The 16,180-nt window shown below is 33.3% G+C and carries 32 protein-coding genes; 25 read left to right on the forward strand and 7 right to left on the reverse strand.

The genetic code is table 11. The features are described 5' to 3' along the window. Nucleotides 1–265: hypothetical protein (locus RR45_RS11370; RefSeq protein ID WP_218838357.1), on the reverse strand; the 265-nt coding region annotated here is incomplete at its 3' end. A gap of 448 nt (nt 266–713) precedes the next feature. On the opposite strand from RR45_RS11370, the gene RR45_RS08020 reads away from it, so the two are divergent. Then, entirely contained in the window at nt 714–1,361 is a 648-nt protein-coding gene (locus RR45_RS08020; protein ID WP_031365309.1) for a hypothetical protein, read from the forward strand. Nucleotides 1,362–1,888: 527 nt separating this feature from the next. On the opposite strand, the gene RR45_RS08025 is transcribed toward RR45_RS08020, so the two are convergent. The 4 genes from RR45_RS08025 to RR45_RS08040 all read right to left on the reverse strand — a co-directional run bounded on the left by RR45_RS08025 (nt 1,889) and on the right by RR45_RS08040 (nt 5,109). Next, on the reverse strand, nt 1,889–2,698 hold the full coding sequence (locus RR45_RS08025) for a DUF3825 domain-containing protein (protein ID WP_031365310.1): 810 nt from the start codon (nt 2,696–2,698) through the stop codon (nt 1,889–1,891). A 66-nt stretch (nt 2,699–2,764) separates the two neighbouring features. Then, on the reverse strand, nt 2,765–3,892 hold the full coding sequence (locus tag RR45_RS08030; protein ID WP_031365311.1) for a tyrosine-type recombinase/integrase: 1,128 nt from the start codon (nt 3,890–3,892) through the stop codon (nt 2,765–2,767). Between the two features lie 128 nt (nt 3,893–4,020). Further along, a complete protein-coding gene (locus RR45_RS08035) occupies nt 4,021–4,680 on the reverse strand; it encodes a hypothetical protein (RefSeq protein WP_031365312.1) in 660 nt (219 codons plus the stop codon). A 60-nt stretch (nt 4,681–4,740) separates the two neighbouring features. Next, a complete protein-coding gene (locus RR45_RS08040) occupies nt 4,741–5,109 on the reverse strand; it encodes a helix-turn-helix domain-containing protein (protein ID WP_072353489.1) in 369 nt (122 codons plus the stop codon). Between the two features lie 148 nt (nt 5,110–5,257). Here RR45_RS08040 and RR45_RS08045 point away from each other — a divergent pair, with 148 nt between their 5' ends. Genes RR45_RS08045 through RR45_RS11240 form a run of 3 tightly spaced genes read left to right on the forward strand, consistent with a single transcriptional unit; the run spans nt 5,258 to nt 5,939 of the window. Further along, the gene (locus RR45_RS08045) at nt 5,258–5,476 is read left to right on the forward strand and encodes a helix-turn-helix domain-containing protein (RefSeq protein WP_072353490.1); all 219 of its coding nucleotides are present in this window, start codon (nt 5,258–5,260) and stop codon (nt 5,474–5,476) included. A gap of 59 nt (nt 5,477–5,535) precedes the next feature. Continuing rightward, nucleotides 5,536–5,781, forward strand: coding sequence for a hypothetical protein (locus RR45_RS08050; protein WP_031365314.1), 246 nt, complete (start codon nt 5,536–5,538; stop codon nt 5,779–5,781). Between the two features lie 17 nt (nt 5,782–5,798). Next, the gene (locus tag RR45_RS11240; RefSeq protein WP_167362566.1) at nt 5,799–5,939 is read left to right on the forward strand and encodes a hypothetical protein; all 141 of its coding nucleotides are present in this window, start codon (nt 5,799–5,801) and stop codon (nt 5,937–5,939) included. A gap of 7 nt (nt 5,940–5,946) precedes the next feature. On the opposite strand, the gene RR45_RS08055 is transcribed toward RR45_RS11240, so the two are convergent. Next, complete coding sequence (locus RR45_RS08055; RefSeq protein ID WP_096823183.1) at nt 5,947–6,468, reverse strand: DUF8453 domain-containing protein; 522 nt, start codon at nt 6,466–6,468, stop codon at nt 5,947–5,949. Nucleotides 6,469–6,587: 119 nt separating this feature from the next. Between RR45_RS08055 and RR45_RS08060 the strand changes: the two genes are divergently transcribed. After that, nucleotides 6,588–6,806, forward strand: coding sequence for a hypothetical protein (locus RR45_RS08060; RefSeq protein WP_031365316.1), 219 nt, complete (start codon nt 6,588–6,590; stop codon nt 6,804–6,806). A 1-nt stretch (nt 6,807) separates the two neighbouring features. Continuing rightward, entirely contained in the window at nt 6,808–6,957 is a 150-nt protein-coding gene (locus RR45_RS11245) for a hypothetical protein (RefSeq protein WP_167362567.1), read from the forward strand. On the opposite strand, the gene RR45_RS08065 is transcribed toward RR45_RS11245, so the two are convergent. Next, nucleotides 6,938–7,162 (reverse strand): hypothetical protein, encoded by a 225-nt coding sequence (locus tag RR45_RS08065; RefSeq protein WP_031365317.1) that lies wholly within the window; start codon nt 7,160–7,162, stop codon nt 6,938–6,940. The genes RR45_RS11245 and RR45_RS08065 overlap by 20 nt on opposite strands. A 148-nt stretch (nt 7,163–7,310) precedes the next feature. Between RR45_RS08065 and RR45_RS08070 the strand changes: the two genes are divergently transcribed. From RR45_RS08070 to RR45_RS08150, 19 genes are all read left to right on the forward strand, one after another. After that, nucleotides 7,311–7,496, forward strand: a complete 186-nt coding sequence (locus RR45_RS08070; RefSeq protein ID WP_031365318.1) for a helix-turn-helix domain-containing protein — start codon at nt 7,311–7,313, stop codon at nt 7,494–7,496. Nucleotides 7,497–7,776: 280 nt separating this feature from the next. Further along, nucleotides 7,777–8,103 (forward strand): DUF771 domain-containing protein, encoded by a 327-nt coding sequence (locus RR45_RS08075; RefSeq protein WP_031365319.1) that lies wholly within the window; start codon nt 7,777–7,779, stop codon nt 8,101–8,103. Nucleotides 8,104–8,146: 43 nt separating this feature from the next. Next, nucleotides 8,147–8,509, forward strand: coding sequence for a hypothetical protein (locus RR45_RS08080; protein WP_031365320.1), 363 nt, complete (start codon nt 8,147–8,149; stop codon nt 8,507–8,509). Then, entirely contained in the window at nt 8,506–8,667 is a 162-nt protein-coding gene (locus RR45_RS11250; RefSeq protein ID WP_167362568.1) for a hypothetical protein, read from the forward strand. The genes RR45_RS08080 and RR45_RS11250 overlap by 4 nt, the downstream gene beginning before the upstream one ends. A gap of 175 nt (nt 8,668–8,842) precedes the next feature. Continuing rightward, entirely contained in the window at nt 8,843–9,766 is a 924-nt protein-coding gene (locus tag RR45_RS08085; protein ID WP_072353516.1) for a DNA-methyltransferase, read from the forward strand. A gap of 15 nt (nt 9,767–9,781) precedes the next feature. Continuing rightward, a complete protein-coding gene (locus RR45_RS08090; protein WP_031365322.1) occupies nt 9,782–10,180 on the forward strand; it encodes a nucleoside 2-deoxyribosyltransferase in 399 nt (132 codons plus the stop codon). Then, entirely contained in the window at nt 10,177–10,317 is a 141-nt protein-coding gene (locus tag RR45_RS11255; RefSeq protein ID WP_167362569.1) for a hypothetical protein, read from the forward strand. The genes RR45_RS08090 and RR45_RS11255 overlap by 4 nt, the downstream gene beginning before the upstream one ends. Continuing rightward, nucleotides 10,314–10,514 carry a hypothetical protein gene (locus tag RR45_RS08095; RefSeq protein WP_031365323.1) on the forward strand — a complete coding sequence of 67 codons (201 nt, stop codon included), beginning with the start codon at nt 10,314–10,316 and terminating at the stop codon, nt 10,512–10,514. The genes RR45_RS11255 and RR45_RS08095 overlap by 4 nt, the downstream gene beginning before the upstream one ends. Continuing rightward, entirely contained in the window at nt 10,514–10,795 is a 282-nt protein-coding gene (locus tag RR45_RS08100; RefSeq protein WP_031365324.1) for a hypothetical protein, read from the forward strand. The genes RR45_RS08095 and RR45_RS08100 overlap by 1 nt, the downstream gene beginning before the upstream one ends. Continuing rightward, nucleotides 10,785–11,123 carry a hypothetical protein gene (locus RR45_RS08105; RefSeq protein WP_072353492.1) on the forward strand — a complete coding sequence of 113 codons (339 nt, stop codon included), beginning with the start codon at nt 10,785–10,787 and terminating at the stop codon, nt 11,121–11,123. Before RR45_RS08100 ends, RR45_RS08105 begins: the two co-directional genes overlap by 11 nt. Beyond that, the gene (locus RR45_RS08110; RefSeq protein WP_031365325.1) at nt 11,113–11,325 is read left to right on the forward strand and encodes a hypothetical protein; all 213 of its coding nucleotides are present in this window, start codon (nt 11,113–11,115) and stop codon (nt 11,323–11,325) included. Before RR45_RS08105 ends, RR45_RS08110 begins: the two co-directional genes overlap by 11 nt. Continuing rightward, the gene (locus tag RR45_RS08115) at nt 11,301–11,873 is read left to right on the forward strand and encodes a LemA family protein (RefSeq protein ID WP_244148287.1); all 573 of its coding nucleotides are present in this window, start codon (nt 11,301–11,303) and stop codon (nt 11,871–11,873) included. The genes RR45_RS08110 and RR45_RS08115 overlap by 25 nt, the downstream gene beginning before the upstream one ends. An 8-nt stretch (nt 11,874–11,881) precedes the next feature. Continuing rightward, nucleotides 11,882–12,679, forward strand: coding sequence for a hypothetical protein (locus tag RR45_RS08120; RefSeq protein WP_031365327.1), 798 nt, complete (start codon nt 11,882–11,884; stop codon nt 12,677–12,679). Between the two features lie 224 nt (nt 12,680–12,903). Next, on the forward strand, nt 12,904–13,743 hold the full coding sequence (locus tag RR45_RS08125) for a rolling circle replication-associated protein (protein WP_031365328.1): 840 nt from the start codon (nt 12,904–12,906) through the stop codon (nt 13,741–13,743). A 2-nt stretch (nt 13,744–13,745) separates the two neighbouring features. Beyond that, the gene (locus tag RR45_RS08130) at nt 13,746–14,189 is read left to right on the forward strand and encodes a hypothetical protein (RefSeq protein WP_031365329.1); all 444 of its coding nucleotides are present in this window, start codon (nt 13,746–13,748) and stop codon (nt 14,187–14,189) included. 20 nt (nt 14,190–14,209) lie between these two features. Continuing rightward, nucleotides 14,210–14,635, forward strand: a complete 426-nt coding sequence (locus RR45_RS08135) for a RinA family protein (protein WP_031365330.1) — start codon at nt 14,210–14,212, stop codon at nt 14,633–14,635. Between the two features lie 155 nt (nt 14,636–14,790). Next, entirely contained in the window at nt 14,791–15,234 is a 444-nt protein-coding gene (locus RR45_RS08140) for a hypothetical protein (protein ID WP_031365331.1), read from the forward strand. Next, a complete protein-coding gene (locus RR45_RS08145) occupies nt 15,234–15,614 on the forward strand; it encodes an HNH endonuclease (protein ID WP_031365332.1) in 381 nt (126 codons plus the stop codon). Before RR45_RS08140 ends, RR45_RS08145 begins: the two co-directional genes overlap by 1 nt. Before the next feature lie 106 nt (nt 15,615–15,720). After that, complete coding sequence (locus tag RR45_RS08150) at nt 15,721–16,170, forward strand: hypothetical protein (RefSeq protein ID WP_031365333.1); 450 nt, start codon at nt 15,721–15,723, stop codon at nt 16,168–16,170. The last annotated feature ends 10 nt before the right edge of the window (nt 16,171–16,180 follow it).

Consider the following 16,180-nt stretch of genomic DNA (forward strand, 5'->3'; position numbering starts at 1 on the left):
CTTCAAACCTGCGGTTTTCAAAATTATTAAAGTTTCGACCCATATCATATCTGTCAAAGTTTCTACTCATATTAGTTCCATAAAAATTGTTGTTGTGGTGTACCACATTACTTATAAGAAAAGTTGAAAAAACACCTAATATGAAAAAGCTGATAGAAAACAGGACTAACTTTGTATTAATATTTTTGTACCATTTCTGTTTATCTTGTTCAATAACATTTTTTGATGGATCATGTGTTTCTACATTTTTAGTATCTTCACTCATAATTGTGCCTCACTTTCTTTTTTTCTCTCTCTCTACATATGTTTTAGAATAAGTTCCTTAATCGAAACTTAAACGATGAACTATACAGTTTTTTCTTTTCTTGCAAGTGAAATTTTAGATAGTGTAGTAAAATATTTCAATATTTTGTGATTGTGGGTAGTTTTTTGTTATATAAGTCAGTAACATTTTATAATAAAGAAAATTATAAATAGAAATCAGTATTAGTTCAGTTATGGTCGTATTTGGTATGCTGTAACAACTTATTTTAAGTCTTCACTTGTGAAATTTAGGTTATTTGTTTGGCCTCTCTTTCTTTATATTTAATAATTTATTATATTGTTCTTTATTAAAGCTTAAAAATATAAATAAAACGTTTGTATTGACAACAAGAATAAGTCTGATATAATGAATAAGGTTATCAATATTAAAAAGAATGGAAATTTAAAACTTGAAAAACAGAAACAAAAAAATTGGTATTGCAGTGATCGCGGCATTAATTTTGACACTTTGTGGTGCTGGGATAGCACCAGTACTAGCTAACAATGGTATAATCTGGGGTGGCGAGAACAATGTTAGCGAAGTCTCAGACATATTAGATAAGTTAGCTAAAAAAATAGATGAAAAGAAATCAACAATTTCTTCTTTGAATGGCAATCTAGATGGTTTGAAAAAAGATTTAGAGACAGCACAAAATAGTGTTAAAACGAATCAGGACGCAATTTCTTCCTATGTTGGTCAAATCAATGCTTTAAAATCAGAACTTGAAAATAAAAAAAATGAGTTAAATGGAAAACAGAATGAGATTCAAGCTAAGATTCAAGAAATCAACGATAAGATAGCAGAAGGGCAACGTAATGTTGCTGAAAAGCAAAAAGAAGTTAACGACAAACAAAACGAAATTAACAAACTTAATCAGCAAGTTTCAGATTCAACAAATAAGCTTAATGATTTACAAAACAAATATAACCAACAATCGCTAGACTTGCAAGATGCTAATACCAAAGCGAATGACTACAAAGTACAACTTGAAAAGGCTCAACAAGAAGTACAAACATTAAAAGAAAAAGCCAATCGTGTTTTAAACGACAATCAATAAGATAAAAGCCTGTCATATTTAATTGACAGCTTTTTATTTGCAAAAAACGAGGGTATAAGTATCAAACTTTTGGTGGGCGAGTATTCGAAAATTGAGTGATTATGATGCAAAATCTACGTGCCAAAAGTAGTACATAAAAAAGTTTTTTAGCACATTTTTGGCACACAAAACAAAAACCCTTATTTTAAAAGGGTTTTTAGTATATATGAATGTCCCCCGCCGTCGTTTAAATAGGCTTATAAACATTGATTTAAAAGGGTTTAAGTCATATCTTGTGCCAAACTTGTGCCAAATTTTTATATTATTTGATTTTTTGATATGTACATTTTAAAAATTTTTATATAATATTCTTGACATGGTTTTAAGTTTATGTGATAATAACAACGTAAGGTAATTCTTTTTGAAAGAGTTGGTCTGATTAATGAGATTGTCTTTGAATGGATATTTATGTTGTTCTTGATTGAACATTTAAGAATGAGGGATTGTCCTCATAAAAAGCTAGGTATAATTTACCTAGCTTTTTTGTATTATTTTGTTGCTGCAGTAATCCAATCTACTTCCGGTTTCATAAGTAAACGTGCATTTTTGTAAGCCATATCCAAAGTAAATATTGTATTGACTCTATATCTACCATTTATACTTTCAACAGCCACTGACATTAACTGATCATCAATTGTAACAGGCAAAAGATATGTAATTTTACCCTTGTAATATTGAGGAACTGCTATTCGATAATTTCGTTTACACTTTGTTAATGTGAGTTCTAAAGCATTACTAAGTAGAGCGTTTATATATGATTTACCTTTGGCTTGAAGGTCTTCATTAAACCTATCAAAATTATCGTCAAGAATATGATCTAAATTTTTTATCAATTCTTTATTTGGATCAAAATAGACATCTGCTGGATTACTAAAAAATTGTGGAACTTCAGGGGTTTTTGAAAAGTGATTCAAAAAATCCCAATCAGATACTTTTCTGAACCCATATAAATGCCACTTATATTCGTCACTACTTTCAAATTCATTAAATAGACATATTATATCTTCTCCATTATCTGTAAGTAAACCAGTATTAAAGCAGGAAAAAGTCTCATCATCAGAAATTAGAACATGTTTTTCCCCCAATTCAAAAGCCCGATCAAATGTATGAGAGATATAGCTTTGTAGAATATTATTTTTTTTTGAAGATCCAGAAGATGTCCAGTTTTCATGTTCAGCCAATTCTGAAAGCTCATCGTATTTAGTAGCTTGGATAGTCGCGTTACCTAAAAAGGCAAATTTCCAAATTATTTCTTTTGTATCTTTATTAGTGTTTAAATAAGAGGTGAGTTTATTCATTCTTTATCTTCTTTCTGTTATTTTAATTATAAAGTATAGATCAAAATTATTGTTAAAACAATAATATCATATTTCTTCTAAAATTGAAGCAATGTGCTTGTTTTCCTTTTCTTCCAATTCTTTCAAAATGTGGGAGTAAACTGACATTGTTATTGATAAATCTTTATGTCCAAGACGTTTTGAAACTGCTAGAATATTAACATCTTTGTACAACAACACTGATGCATGTGTGTGTCTTAAACCATGAAGTGTTAATGGTGTATCTATTCCGGACTGTTTACATAGTTTGGAAAGTTGCTTGTTGATAGCATTGTTTGATATGGCCTGTGTTACAGCATTGGAGAAAACAAGATGATGTCTATTTGTCACTTCGACGGACCTGAAAAATTTGGTTTGTTCTGCTTGAAAATCACTAAGTGCTTCAAGGGTACTATCATCGATAGATATTTTCCTGACAGACTGCTCGTTTTTAGTAGGTGCAAATCCTGTGTTGAGATGGTAGTCCCAAGTTTGGCAAACATTGATGTATTTTTTGTCAAAATTGATATTATCCCAAGTCAATCCAAGCAATTCACCAAATCGCATCCCGGTCATGCCGGCAATGAAAATCATGAAATTTGATGGATACTTTGGGTTGATTCTACTTTTTGCTGATTTCATAAGGCGTTTGAATTCCAAAAAGTTGAGGTACTTATCTTTTTCTTTTTTGACTTCAGTTTCACCTTTGATGACAACGTTTTTTGTGAAATCAAGTGGGATGACACCCTCATCTATCAAATTGACGATACTCGCACGAATAGTTGAGTTAAATCTTTCGATAGTAGGAGTAGCATGAGTTTTTGAAAATTGATTAATGACTTCTTGATATCTTGTGCGTGTTAAAGATTTGACAGTCGCGTATTTGAAATATTTTTCTATGTTCATCAAAATATTTTCATATTTTAAAAAGGTAACATCGCTGATTTTACCTTTTTTATATATCTTGATCCACTGACGGAAGTAGTCGGATAGCAAAACATCTTTATCATTGATTGCGAAACCTTTGCCAAGTTTGATTTCCATCTCAGAAGCCGCCATAATTGCATCAGATTTTTTGGGAAAGGCGCTTTTTCTTAATTTTTTATACTTGCCGTCGTTGGTTTTATATGATATTTCATATTGCCAAACTTTGCCACGTTTCGTATATCGAGCCATATTCGATCATCTTTCATTTTTTATGAAAAGTAAAAGAAATGGACCAGTAGCTTCCTTGGTGAGCATTCCTTTTATTTTTTCAGGTTGAAGAGAGTAGAACTTTTAGGATTTGTGAATCTGATTATTGGTTACCACCCTCCAGCGGTTATGATATCAATTGCAGTTTGCGTTTTATTTGCAATTTGTTCATCAGCAGAACCTAAAACTTCAGTATTAGAAAAATTTACAAATTTAAAGGTTTCTTGAATCGCATGCTCTACCATATCAGCAGGGAATTTACCCGGTGAATTTTTATTAAGTTCAGCAAAATGATCACGAACAGTCTGCTTTGCAGCTTCGAGCTTTTGTTGATTTTCCTGTTCGGTACGTTCTTTATCTTGTTCTCTTTTTAAATTTTCTTGTGAGATACGCATCGCTTCATCTTCTTGTCGCTTACTCTCTGCATCATATTTATCTTTAATTTCCTGTTCTCTAGCAGCTTGCTCTTGATTAGCTTGCACGTCAACAGCTTGTTTCTCTTTTTCAAGTTCTTCTGCTAATTTAGCGGAAGTATTTGCAGTGTCAGATGTTTGAGAAGTATCTGGTCCTTTGCAGGAGCTACTAGATGAACTATTAGATTTAAAATTACTTGCATTTGTTGATAGTTTTTTTGCAGACGTTATATTCTTGCCAAAGGTATCACTTGCCTGTCTACTCTTGTTTCCATTTAAAAATAATAATCCAATAATAAGTAGGATTATAATAACGGTAGATGCTGATATTACAATTATTTTTTTATTAATTTTCACTTCTTACACCATCTTTCTTTTTACAATAAAGGTATTAGCCAAAAATAAATTATATTAATCTCAGCTTACCGAAGCGCTGTTCTCTTCTGTTTGTTTAGCTTGTTCAGCCTTAGTAAATTCAAATTTAACAAAGTTTAAAATGTTAGATTGAGTTGTTTTATCTAGTTGTTTCATAATTTCTACTGTTTCAGAAATGATATCACTGCTAGAGTTTGAAGATGTTGATTTTCCAAAAATCAACACATCAGCGTCAACCCCTAGAACTTCGCTTAATACATTTATATCTTTAATTTTTGGCGAAGCAGTACCGCTTTCCCACCTAGACACTGCTGACTCTGTTTTACCCATCCTTTCTGCTAATTCCTTCATGGTCCACCCGTTCATTTTCCTATAATAGCTGACCATCTTATCAAATTTAATTTCTGCCATGAAACACCTCGTAATATTGATTATAAATCAAGTATAAACCAATATTGAGCTAAAGTAAATAAAAAACTTGAAAAAAAAGCAAGAAAATACTTGCTAAAAATTCAAGTGAGTGATATAATAATTTTAAAATAACGGAAGGAGAACATGAATGAGTAAGAAAACGTATAAGCCGTTTGACGATTTTATCAAAGAAACCGGGTGGAGTTTCACAGTATTTGCAAAAAAAATGGGCGTTTCGTATGATACTATTTATGCATGGAGAGTACATCCAGAGGAACTTACATTGAGTAAGATTAAAAAAATATCAGAAGTTACAGGAAAGTCTTTTGAAGAAGTGAATACACTTTTTTCAGATGTTTATTTGTAAAAAAATTTTACACTTTAACTTGAATTTTATGCAAGTTTATTTTATAAAGGAGAAAGCACATGAATATTATAGAGGCAATAAAAAAAGCCTTGCAAGAAAATAAGGCGATTACAAATCCAGATGATTTAGAAGGTGGCTTAGCATTCTTACCAACTAATTCTGACTGTTTTGGTATTGTATTGATGCCAACAGAACCAATTTTAGACCGAAAAGATGGAATATCAACTGAAGTATGGCAAGCTCCTGGTAGATTTTGGAATCCAAGAGCAGCAGATTTACTGAGAGAGGATTGGGAGCTAGTTTAGAAAAGAAAGGAGTCAGAATGGGATTAAAAGAAGTAATACTGGTTGTGTCGATTATCATTGCATTAGTTGTCGCAATTCCTGTAATAATTGACAATCACAAGATGATCAAAGAAATGGAAGAGTTTCTAGATCAAAAAAATGGTCGAAATAGAAAATAGGTTAAATTTATTTGCCAATGGTATTGATTGCATTAACTATTCTAGAACTTGACTTATCGATAACTTTTTCTAAGGTTTCTTCATCAATCCATATAAGTGAAGAACCAATATCTGTATTTAATTCAAAAGTTTCTTCATAGTTACGGTTGTTCAAATCATGATATTTAATACAAATATTTACAGTCTCTTTGTAATCAGAGTCAATATAAGAAGTGTATTTTTGCCCAGGTGCAATGGCGCCATTTATAAGAGAACTAAATTTAAACATTTGATTGAGTTCATCCAACTCCTTATCAAATGTTATACTATCAATTTTTGCTGAAGTAGTGCCAAAGTTTTTTAGAGCAAAATATTTATGAAACTTTTGTTTCTCGGGATATTCAATATAAAAAGATAAATATGGCCTACTTTCAGATTCAATTGTATCTCTTGAAATTTTTAATGATTTTTGAGTTTGAATAATAGAAATAACTGAAACTGTAAGCGATACGACAATAGCAACAACTTGTATCCAATCGCCAATAGACATTTGTAGTATATATTGCATTATTTTCTTAACCAATCATTTTTTATTTAATTATATCAAAAACTGAACTGCTTAGTATTTTTATTGTGAATAAAAAGTTTATTTTAAATGGAGAAATAAGAATGAAAAATTTTAAAAAAATTCTACAAAAGATGTTTGCTAATAAGGAAGAGGTGGCTGATCCTTGGGCAGATTTAGAAAAAGATGTTGATTATACGATTAAAAAAATCGTAATTGATAACACAAGAACTAGATATAGTCCAGAAATGGTTAACGCATTGTCAGAGCTGTTAAGAATTAAAATGACCATAATTGGTCAAAGAGCATGGAGGGAAAATTAAAATGAGTCAAAAAAGAATATTGATTCCTGTAACGGTCGAGGGATTAGATGATGCCATCAGTAAGGCGGAAAAATACACCAAACTATTAAAAGAAGCTAAAACGTTAGCGAACGAATTAGCTTCAATTGATTTTAAGATTGAGTCACATTAAAATCAATATCAATTGTTTTAGAACAATTTGGACAAGTTTCATGAACTGTTCTAGCTAAAAATTCCTTATCACAAAAAGGACAGATTACATCAAAACCATTTGTTTTCAAGAAATCAATTGCTTGTTCTTTGGCACCTTTCTCAATTTCTTTTGATAAGGCTTTCTCGATTTCTGAAAAACCATTAAAGTTAAATGAACTACTCAAATTTTCTCCTCCTTTCTATAGTATTTCGAATAAAAACAGCTAGCCGCGGTATTCATTCATAGGAATATTATAACACTAATATATATGAAACACAACATATAGTTGTTAATAAAGTTATTAACAACTATATAAAGTAAAGGAGATGTAAATGCAAAAGATAATCATTGAAAAAATGAAAGATAAAAAATTAACACATAGCCAACTTGCAAGAATGATTGGAGTTAGTCAGCAATATATCTCTAAATTTTTACAAGGTAAGGTAAAAAGTCCGGGATTTAACTTTATGGTTAAAATAGCTGATGCGCTTGATATTGATCTAAATGACTTTAGATAAGATATTCGATATTTGATATTTTATACCAAATGCGCGTGAGAAAAAAACGTGCTGGGAATCACGTCAAAAAAGCAAACTAGGAAGATGTAAGATGTGCCAATGATTTTGGCGAGATGTAAAAATTAATACTTTGTAGTATACGCAGTGCCACACTCACAAATTTGCGCACGCTGATCAGGGGTAGGTCCTGAATTTCTCAAAAAGAAAAGAGCGCTTTGCAGAGCGCCCTCATTTCAAATACTTATGCCTAAATTATATCACAAAAATGAAAGGAGTGTCTATGGTTCAAAATATTAATGTTAATTTGGCTATTCCCATACCAGATGACATGATAGTAATCAAGAAAACAGAGTTTGAAGAGCTAAAGCAAAATGAAATTAAAGGTCATTGGGTTGGCATGCATGATCTTGTCAAGCATACTGGAAGATCGGATGTTTGGTTAAAAGCTCATATTTTAAACAATATAAATCTCAGAGATCGTTTGGATATAGAAAATGGCGGGTGGGTATTTTATCCAAGAAAAGGCGATAAATGGCTATTTAAACTCAGCGGGCTAAAAGATTTTGTAGAAAATGAATTTAGCAATTATGTCGGTGGTAGAAAATGAAACTTGGAAACACACACATTGATAAAAACTTGGAGGGAATTGGATGAACTGTCAGAATAGAGATGATTTGGAATTTATAATTTGGAGGCAGGCGCAAGAGATTGAGCGGCTGAAGGGTGAGAATGCCTGGATGAGAAAGAATGTTGCTGTTGTTATCGAAAAAGATAATGAGTTAGTGTCTGAAAATAGGATGCTGAAGGAGAAAATCGAAACGTTTGAGAAAGCTAAAAACGCTAATGTGCCACTTGCTAACCATGCAGACGTTTTCACTAAAAGTTCGCTATGGCATCAGGAACAAACCGAAAATAATTGCTTATTGGATGTGATCTTTAAGCGCAATCCAGATAAGACGGTGCGTGTGCCGATTACTGAGGCAGCAATTTATGTCGCTAAGGAGCTATCATGAGTGAAACTCTGGAAGAAAAAGATGACCGCATCGCTCACCTGAAAGCGTATATGTCTGCTTACACGCTTGCTGTTGATGAGTTGTTTGGTGTTGATACTGCTAACCAAGTCAGGGAGCTGGCACGTAAAAAGTTAAATGACAGTTTGAAAGGTGGGTAAGATGACAGAATACATCGTGAAGTCGGATGATAGTGAGTGGTATGTCTATATATCAAAGACTGAGGGATGGTCTCTGACTGGATGCGCTGAAATAGCACATAAGTTTGGAGACATTGAGGCGGCTGAAAAGATGGCAGATGAGATCAATCATAACAACCTTTTTAAAAGTTACCATATGAGCGCGGTGGCAGTGCCTGACAGGCGCAAGCGGATTAAGTACGAGACTTACAATGATCACTTTGAAAATGCTAAGCGCTATAACATCCCAAAAGCTCAGTTAATTATTAGTGATATCCCTTATAACCTCGGTAAAAATGCCTATGCCAGCTCAAGTGCCTGGTATGTTGATGGCGATAACAAGAATGGCGAATCCGATAAAGCTAATAAGGAATTTTTTGACACGGACAAAGATTTTAAAATTGGCAATTTCTTTGATTTTGCTGCACGTTTGTTGAAACCTGAAAGTAAAGAAAAGACTGGAAAAACAGGTCAGACAGCACCTTGCATGGTTGTTTTTTGCGCTTTTAATCAACAAGCTATGGTGATTGAGGAGGGGCGCAAGCATGGTTTTAACAATTACATCAATCTTGTGTTTCGTAAAAAATCAAGTCCACAAGTTTTAAAAGCGAACATGAAAATTGTCGGTAATTGTGAGTATGCGATAGTTTTATATCGCAATCGTCTGCCGAAATTTAACAATCACGGCAAGATGATCATGAATTGCATGGATGTGACAATCGGAAACCCAGATGACTATTATTTGGACTTTTGGAAATATGGCGGATGGTGTATAGAGTGGGAAAAAGACGACGATTCTGTGCCTAAAATCCATCCGACACAAAAACCTGTTTCATTATTGAAAAAATTAGTTGAGTTGTTTACTGATGTCGGAGATGTAGTGATTGACCCATGTTGCGGTAGTGGCTCAACAATTAGAGCAGCTTACGAGTTGGGGCGCTCGGCCTATGGTTTTGAAATCAAAAAAGATTTTTATCAACAACAGCCCCAGTTATTTGAGGGAATGAAAATGCAGGTCAGTCTTGAAGATAGCGACAAAATCAAGGCGGGCGACACGGAAATGCAGTTAGAACTGTTTTAGAAAGTGAGTAAGTCAATGAAAGTCTATTTAGCAACGCCAATGAATGGTCGGTCAATTGAAGCCATCAAGGAAAAGATTGCGGATTGTGCATCAAGTCTAGCAAAGACTGACATTGATTTTTTCAATCCATTTTTAGAAATGACAGCAAATGACAATTCAGTTAATGGAATTGTCAAAGATAAAAAACCAATTGAGATGCTGTGTAATTCAGCAAAACACATTGAAGAATGTGATGGTGTCTTGTTTATTGGCTCTAAGGATGAGTTAAAACTGTCATCGGGTTGTCAGGTCGAGATATTAATCGCGGTAAGTTATGGAAAAGACTGCTTTATCTATGAAAATGGCGAGATAAGCAGATTAGTAGAGCTGGAATTGATATGGAGTTTTGAAAAAGTTAAGGAGAAATTGTCATGAGGTACGGACTATACAAAGGCAATAAATTGATATCGGTTTTCATGAGCGAGCAATACGCTAAACATAAAGCTGAACTATATAAAAATGACAGAGTGACACCAGGTGTCTATTATGTCAAAACACTAGATGAAAAATGACGAAGTATATCGTAAGTTATAATGCTGCTAAATTAAAAGCAAAATGGTATGTCAGCAATTTCAATAATCCAATGCAAAAATTAACGAATGTTAAATCAGAAGCCTTCAAATTTGATACATCAGAGGTAGCAAGTGCAATGGTTAAACATTTAAAGATGGTCCGTCAATATGATTGGACGGTAGAGGAGATTAAATAATGAGTAAACAAAGTATTTTCACATCAAAAAAATTTCAAGCAGAAGTTAAAAGCGCCAACGTGACTGATGGCGGTTTAGCTTTAAAACTGATAGTACCAAGAACTGAGATGATTAACATCATCCCAAGTCTTTCAGAGTGTATCGGGTCGGTTGTAGATTTTGAATTCATCATACCACAAGGCGACATGTTAAATGTGACGGAGTGGAAAAGCCCAAATCAAACAGAGTTAGAGCTTGACCCACAAATAAATAAGACAAAGGACCAACAAGATGAAGATTGAAGTTAAAGAATTAGTATGCGATTGGGGAATATTTATCAATGGTGAACTTTCCAAAGATTTAATTTTCATCAGCAAGGAGAATGCCAAGGAAGTGAAACGCATCATGGAATTGGATAATGCACATATTAGTGTTGATCGGTCTACAACAGCAATTAATATCACTAAAAGTGAAGAATATATGCTAAATCAATTTAGAAAAATACCATATATCGACGTTGGAATTGTTGATTATAGCGGGGCTGTTCCACAGGTATTGATAAGCAATGAAAATAGGATTGTGGACGCTTACTTAAATCTTGGACTGGTGGAGGTAACTGATGAAAATTAGAATTCAGGGAAACAAGATTATAATGTACGCAAAGGATAAGAATGGGTGTACTTGTTCTGAAACTTATTTCTTTACTAGATATGGTGTGTCTAATCTGATGAGACGAATTTCAGAATTTGGAAGGTTTGACTTTGATGATGTAACAAGTTTTGATAATTTTGAACGAATTTCGGATTTATGGAAAAAGAGGAAATTAATATGAAAGAAAAATTATTCTATTATATAGTTATTCCAGTTATTGCACTTGCTGCAGTAATTGGTTTTGTCGTCTTAGCAAGTTTTAGCGCTGAAAATAGCGCAATTGGAAAAGAAGAAAGCATAGCATCCGCTAAGTCGGGTATCTCTAAAGAAGAACAACGTAGAGTTGACCTATTCAGCAATATGGTGGATGCTGTGCAATCGTACAATGATCATGAGGCTGAGACGTTAAAACATGTGACTGATGCGCGTGCTAAAGCCCAAAGCGGAGATGTGGAAGGTGCTAAGTCAGCATTGAATATAGTTGTTGAAGCATATCCAGAAATTAAATCACAGGCGAATTATTCACAGGCCATGAAAGAATTCTCAATAACCGAGAATAGATTAGCTGAATATCGTGACAACTACAATCAATCTGTTAAAACCTATAAACGGTATGTGAGAAAGTTTCCAACAAGGCTATTCTTATCATGGCGAGGTTATGAGGTATCAGAACATGAATATCTAGATTTTAAAGTGGACAATTCAAAAGCTACTAATCTATTTAAGTGAGGCTTGGCATGGATGGAAAATTAGATATAAAAGATTTCAAAATAGTTGCTATAATTTTCACTTTATTTTCATTAGTGGCTGTAGGTTTCGTCATCAACTCAAAAATACAAGAAAGTGTTATGGATGAAGTGGAACTATATAGGAAAGCAATCAAACTTGAAAATAAAAAAGACATGTATGATTATACTGTCGAAACTGAACAGGGCAATTTCATCACGACAACTGATATAAAATCAGTCGAAAATGTAAAATTTCCAGAAATGGATAAAGACATTGCATCAAGTATCATATCAATTGAGCGCAAGGAGTTCAAAGAAACATACGATATGAAAACACGAACAGTCACATATACCGATAGCAAAGGTAAAACTCATTCAAAGACTGAAACATATTGGGAATGGGTTTGGCATCTTGTTGACACGAATGTATTAGGCAGCACTGAGATTGAAATTCATGGCAATAAGTATAAGACAAGTGATTTTGCTTTTTGGTATCAAGAGTTAGATGCGAGTAAGATGATCTCGCAAGCTAATAGGTCAGAGTATTATACAGGGCCGCATCATAAATTCAGGTATGCTGCTATTATTGGTGGGAAGTTTACAATCTTTGCTAAAGCTACAGGTGGAACAATAAAGCCAGTAAATGGCTACAAAATCGAGGTATCGGAACAAAATTATAAAGAAGTAATAAAAGGCATCGAGGAATCGCCAAAAATAAAGTCAATATTTTTCGTTATTGGATGGACCATAGTTACATTGTTACTTATGAGATTAGAATACGTGTATTTATATGACAGATATATTTAGTGACTCAAAATAGACAGTAAAGTAAAGCAGAAGTTGCGCGTGGAAGAAATAAAAAAAGTACAGTCCTCTGAAAACTGTACTTTTAAAAGAAACATTTGTCTATGTAATTCAATTATAGCGCATAAACTCATATATATCAAGCCTTAACGCTAGTCATAGGATTAGCGTTTGGCTAGCTTGTAATAGGTATTATTTTTAGGGACAAACTCAAAAAGGACACGTTTATGTATTTAAGAAACATTGCAATATCAGCTGACGATAAATATCGCGAGTGTAGCATATTAGGTAAATCAGTTCCAGTTGATTTAGTTAAGGGTGGTAGACCTCGAAGAAGAAAAGAGAATGCAAGCAGACCAGTTCAGAAGAATTTAAATTATAGAAATGCACAAAAATGGTTTAGGTTATCTGCAGTCGCAAATTTCAATGAAGGCGATTATACAGCTGAGTTTACATTTGCACCAGAATTTAAACCAAAAAATGTAGAAGAATGCGAAAAAGAGATAAAAAACTTCATAAAAAGGATAAATCGGTCTAGAAATAAGAAAAAATTACCCAAAATGAAGTATTTAGGGGTAATTGAGGGTAAAACAAGCGATAACTTGCATTTTCACATGATATTAGACAATCTATTAAATCGTGATGAAATTGATGATCTATGGACTAAGGGTAGAGGTAAGAACAAAAAGTCAATCGGTTTTACTAATATCAACAAGATTAAAAGTCAGAATGGCCAAGACGGTGTGATCATCAAAGCAAACTACCTTACAAAAGAGTTCAAACTTGAAAATCAAAAAGGGAAAAGAAAATGGTTTGCCAGTCGAAATCTAAAAAAACCAGTTGTCGAACGTGCGCAGAACTGGAAATATACAGATTCTAAAATTGCACGTCTGCTTGAAAATGACGAGCTAGAGCAACAGTTAGAGCAAGATAATACTGGATGGGAATTGATTGAGTTTCCAAGGAAAAATCCAGAAACTCAAAAAGATGAACTGGTTAAATTGGACATACGAGAAAATGAATATCTTGGGACAATGATATATTACAGAATGAGAAGGAGAGAGTAGAGATGGGACAGCCAGAATTTACGAAAAGCGAGGCGCAGCTTTTGAAATATTTTCAAGGAAAGAAAATGCTCACAGGTTGGCCGAAATCAATCGCAAATGTAGTCGGGATAACGTTCAACTCATTCAAGTATGCCAAAAAGAAATTATCTGATTACGGCTATATTTACGTTGAAAATTTATCAATAGGCAGTAAGAAACAATCACGTGTTATCAGGATTTCAATTACAGACAAAGGAATGGGTGTAGTTGCTATATCTGATGGTAAAGGTGCAGAGCAACAGAATGATGATATTAAAAATTTAATTGCTGATATGGGCTATACGCAAAAGGAAATAGCAGAAATGTTTGGCTTACATAGAACGACCTTTATGCGTAAATTAGCCTCAAATCTGCCAGATGATGAACGAATGATGATGATTGCTAAATTGGAAGAGTTGAGGAAATAGCCTAGAGAGCGAGGTGGATTGTGGCAGACAAACTAGATAAAGTAATCGCTGATTACGTTAATGGCAGGATAAACGCCAAAATTAAATCTATAGAGAGCAGATATTTGTATAGGCAACAAACTGATAATCTTGGAATTAGAACTGGATATTCTGGTGGGTCAGAACAAGAAAGCCATCTCATAAACAAGGAAAAACTTGCAAATGATGAAGAATTTAAAAAACTGAAGGAGATAACTTATATATTCAGCATATGGTATGAAACCCTTGGGAATACCGAAAAAGAAGTGATAAAACTTAAATTGAGCGGATATGCTGGCTTGCCTTGGTATCGAGTGATGATGGAACTTGACGAAAAGAAAATAGATATATCTCAAAAACAAGCCAAACGGATATATTACAGATTTAAGCGAGATATCACACCGTACATTTCGCACTGCCTGATTTAGGTGGGTCAAATCGGGACAAAATCGACACGAAAAAGGAACGAAAACGGATCACTACCCTCAAAAATTCGGTATACACTAGTATCATGAACTAATTGAGATGAAGAGTGTATTTTTGAAAATACAACTTTTTTGATATCTAGGAAACGGAGAATGATATGATTGAAAAAATTAGAGAAACTATTTCAGGTACTGAGTACTGGGATTCAAGTTCAAAGAAAGCACTGTTCGTGGCTAAAGGCGAAGAACCTAATTTTAAGATAACTGACAATCCAAAAACCATGATCGCTAATTCAGAAGAAAAGCGATTGGCTGTTAAGACACTTGAATCAACAGATAAGGATGTAGAAAAAACTGATGACAATGAAATAATCCATGATGAAAAAAAAACACTGGATAATGCGAGTCAAGAAAAAGATGTTGATGATGAAGACAGCAAGCAGGGCTATATCAATGATGACGGTGATTTAGTAGAGTTTCAAACTATGACTTTTAAAGATTTGAAAAAGTATGCTGACGAAAATGATATTACTGTATCATCAACTATTAAAACTAAAGCACAAATTATTGAGTTGATTGTTGCTGCAGAAGATGATGAATGATGAAATATTGTCAATTTGACGGATGTACTACTAAAATCCCAAAAGGAAGATATTGTCAAGAGCATCAACGTTCTGAGAAATCAAGTAAATCAAAAGCTAAGAAAAAAACAGCTTATCATCATGAGAATAAACCATTTTATAGAACTGATGCGTGGAAAGATGTTTCTGATTATGTTTACGAAAGAGAAAAAGGTCACTGTCAGCATTGCGGGCGTTTCGTTTTTGGCAGGCAAGCTCATCGACATCATGTCATTCCAATCAAGAAAAATCCTTTACTAAAATTAGATCCAAACAATATCAGATTATTGTGTCCGCAATGTCATGTAATTGAGGAAAATGAAGATGATAATAAAAAAGTTTTTCCAAATTATTTTTCTTAACCCCCCCTATCAAAATTTATTTTTTTCTCTCACGGGGGGATAGGGTAGGTAGGAGTTTTGCACACCGTTAGGTCATTTTTTAAAAAACTAAAGGGGGGTATATTTTTTGCCAGTAAAAATAAAAGTAATTTGTGGTTTTCCAGGAAGCGGAAAAACTAGCTATATCAAGGAACATATCAATTTTAAAAGAGATATTGTTTATGATTATGATGAGTTAGCAAACACTATCTCTTTAATGCCCAGACATACCGAGAATAAAGGGATACACCCTTATTTAAGCGATATTTTGAAAAACATGATAAAAAGGGCAAAAAACGATAAAAAAATTGATTGTTTTTGGATTATAAGAACAGTTCCTGATCAAATGTTTGTCAATCTATTAAATGGATTTGATGTTGAATATTTTTTTATTAACAAGACTGTTTTTGAATGTTTAGAACAAATTCAAAGTGACCCTAACAGAAAAGATTCTGATAAAAATTGGTATTCACTTTTGATGGGCCTACAGTCTGAACTTATGAAAGGTGCTTTTGAAATTTGTCAATTTATTAACTAAAAGGTGGTGA

The sequence above is a fragment of the Pseudolactococcus chungangensis CAU 28 = DSM 22330 genome, assembly GCF_002441885.1.
GTDB lineage: Bacteria > Bacillota > Bacilli > Lactobacillales > Streptococcaceae > Pseudolactococcus > Pseudolactococcus chungangensis.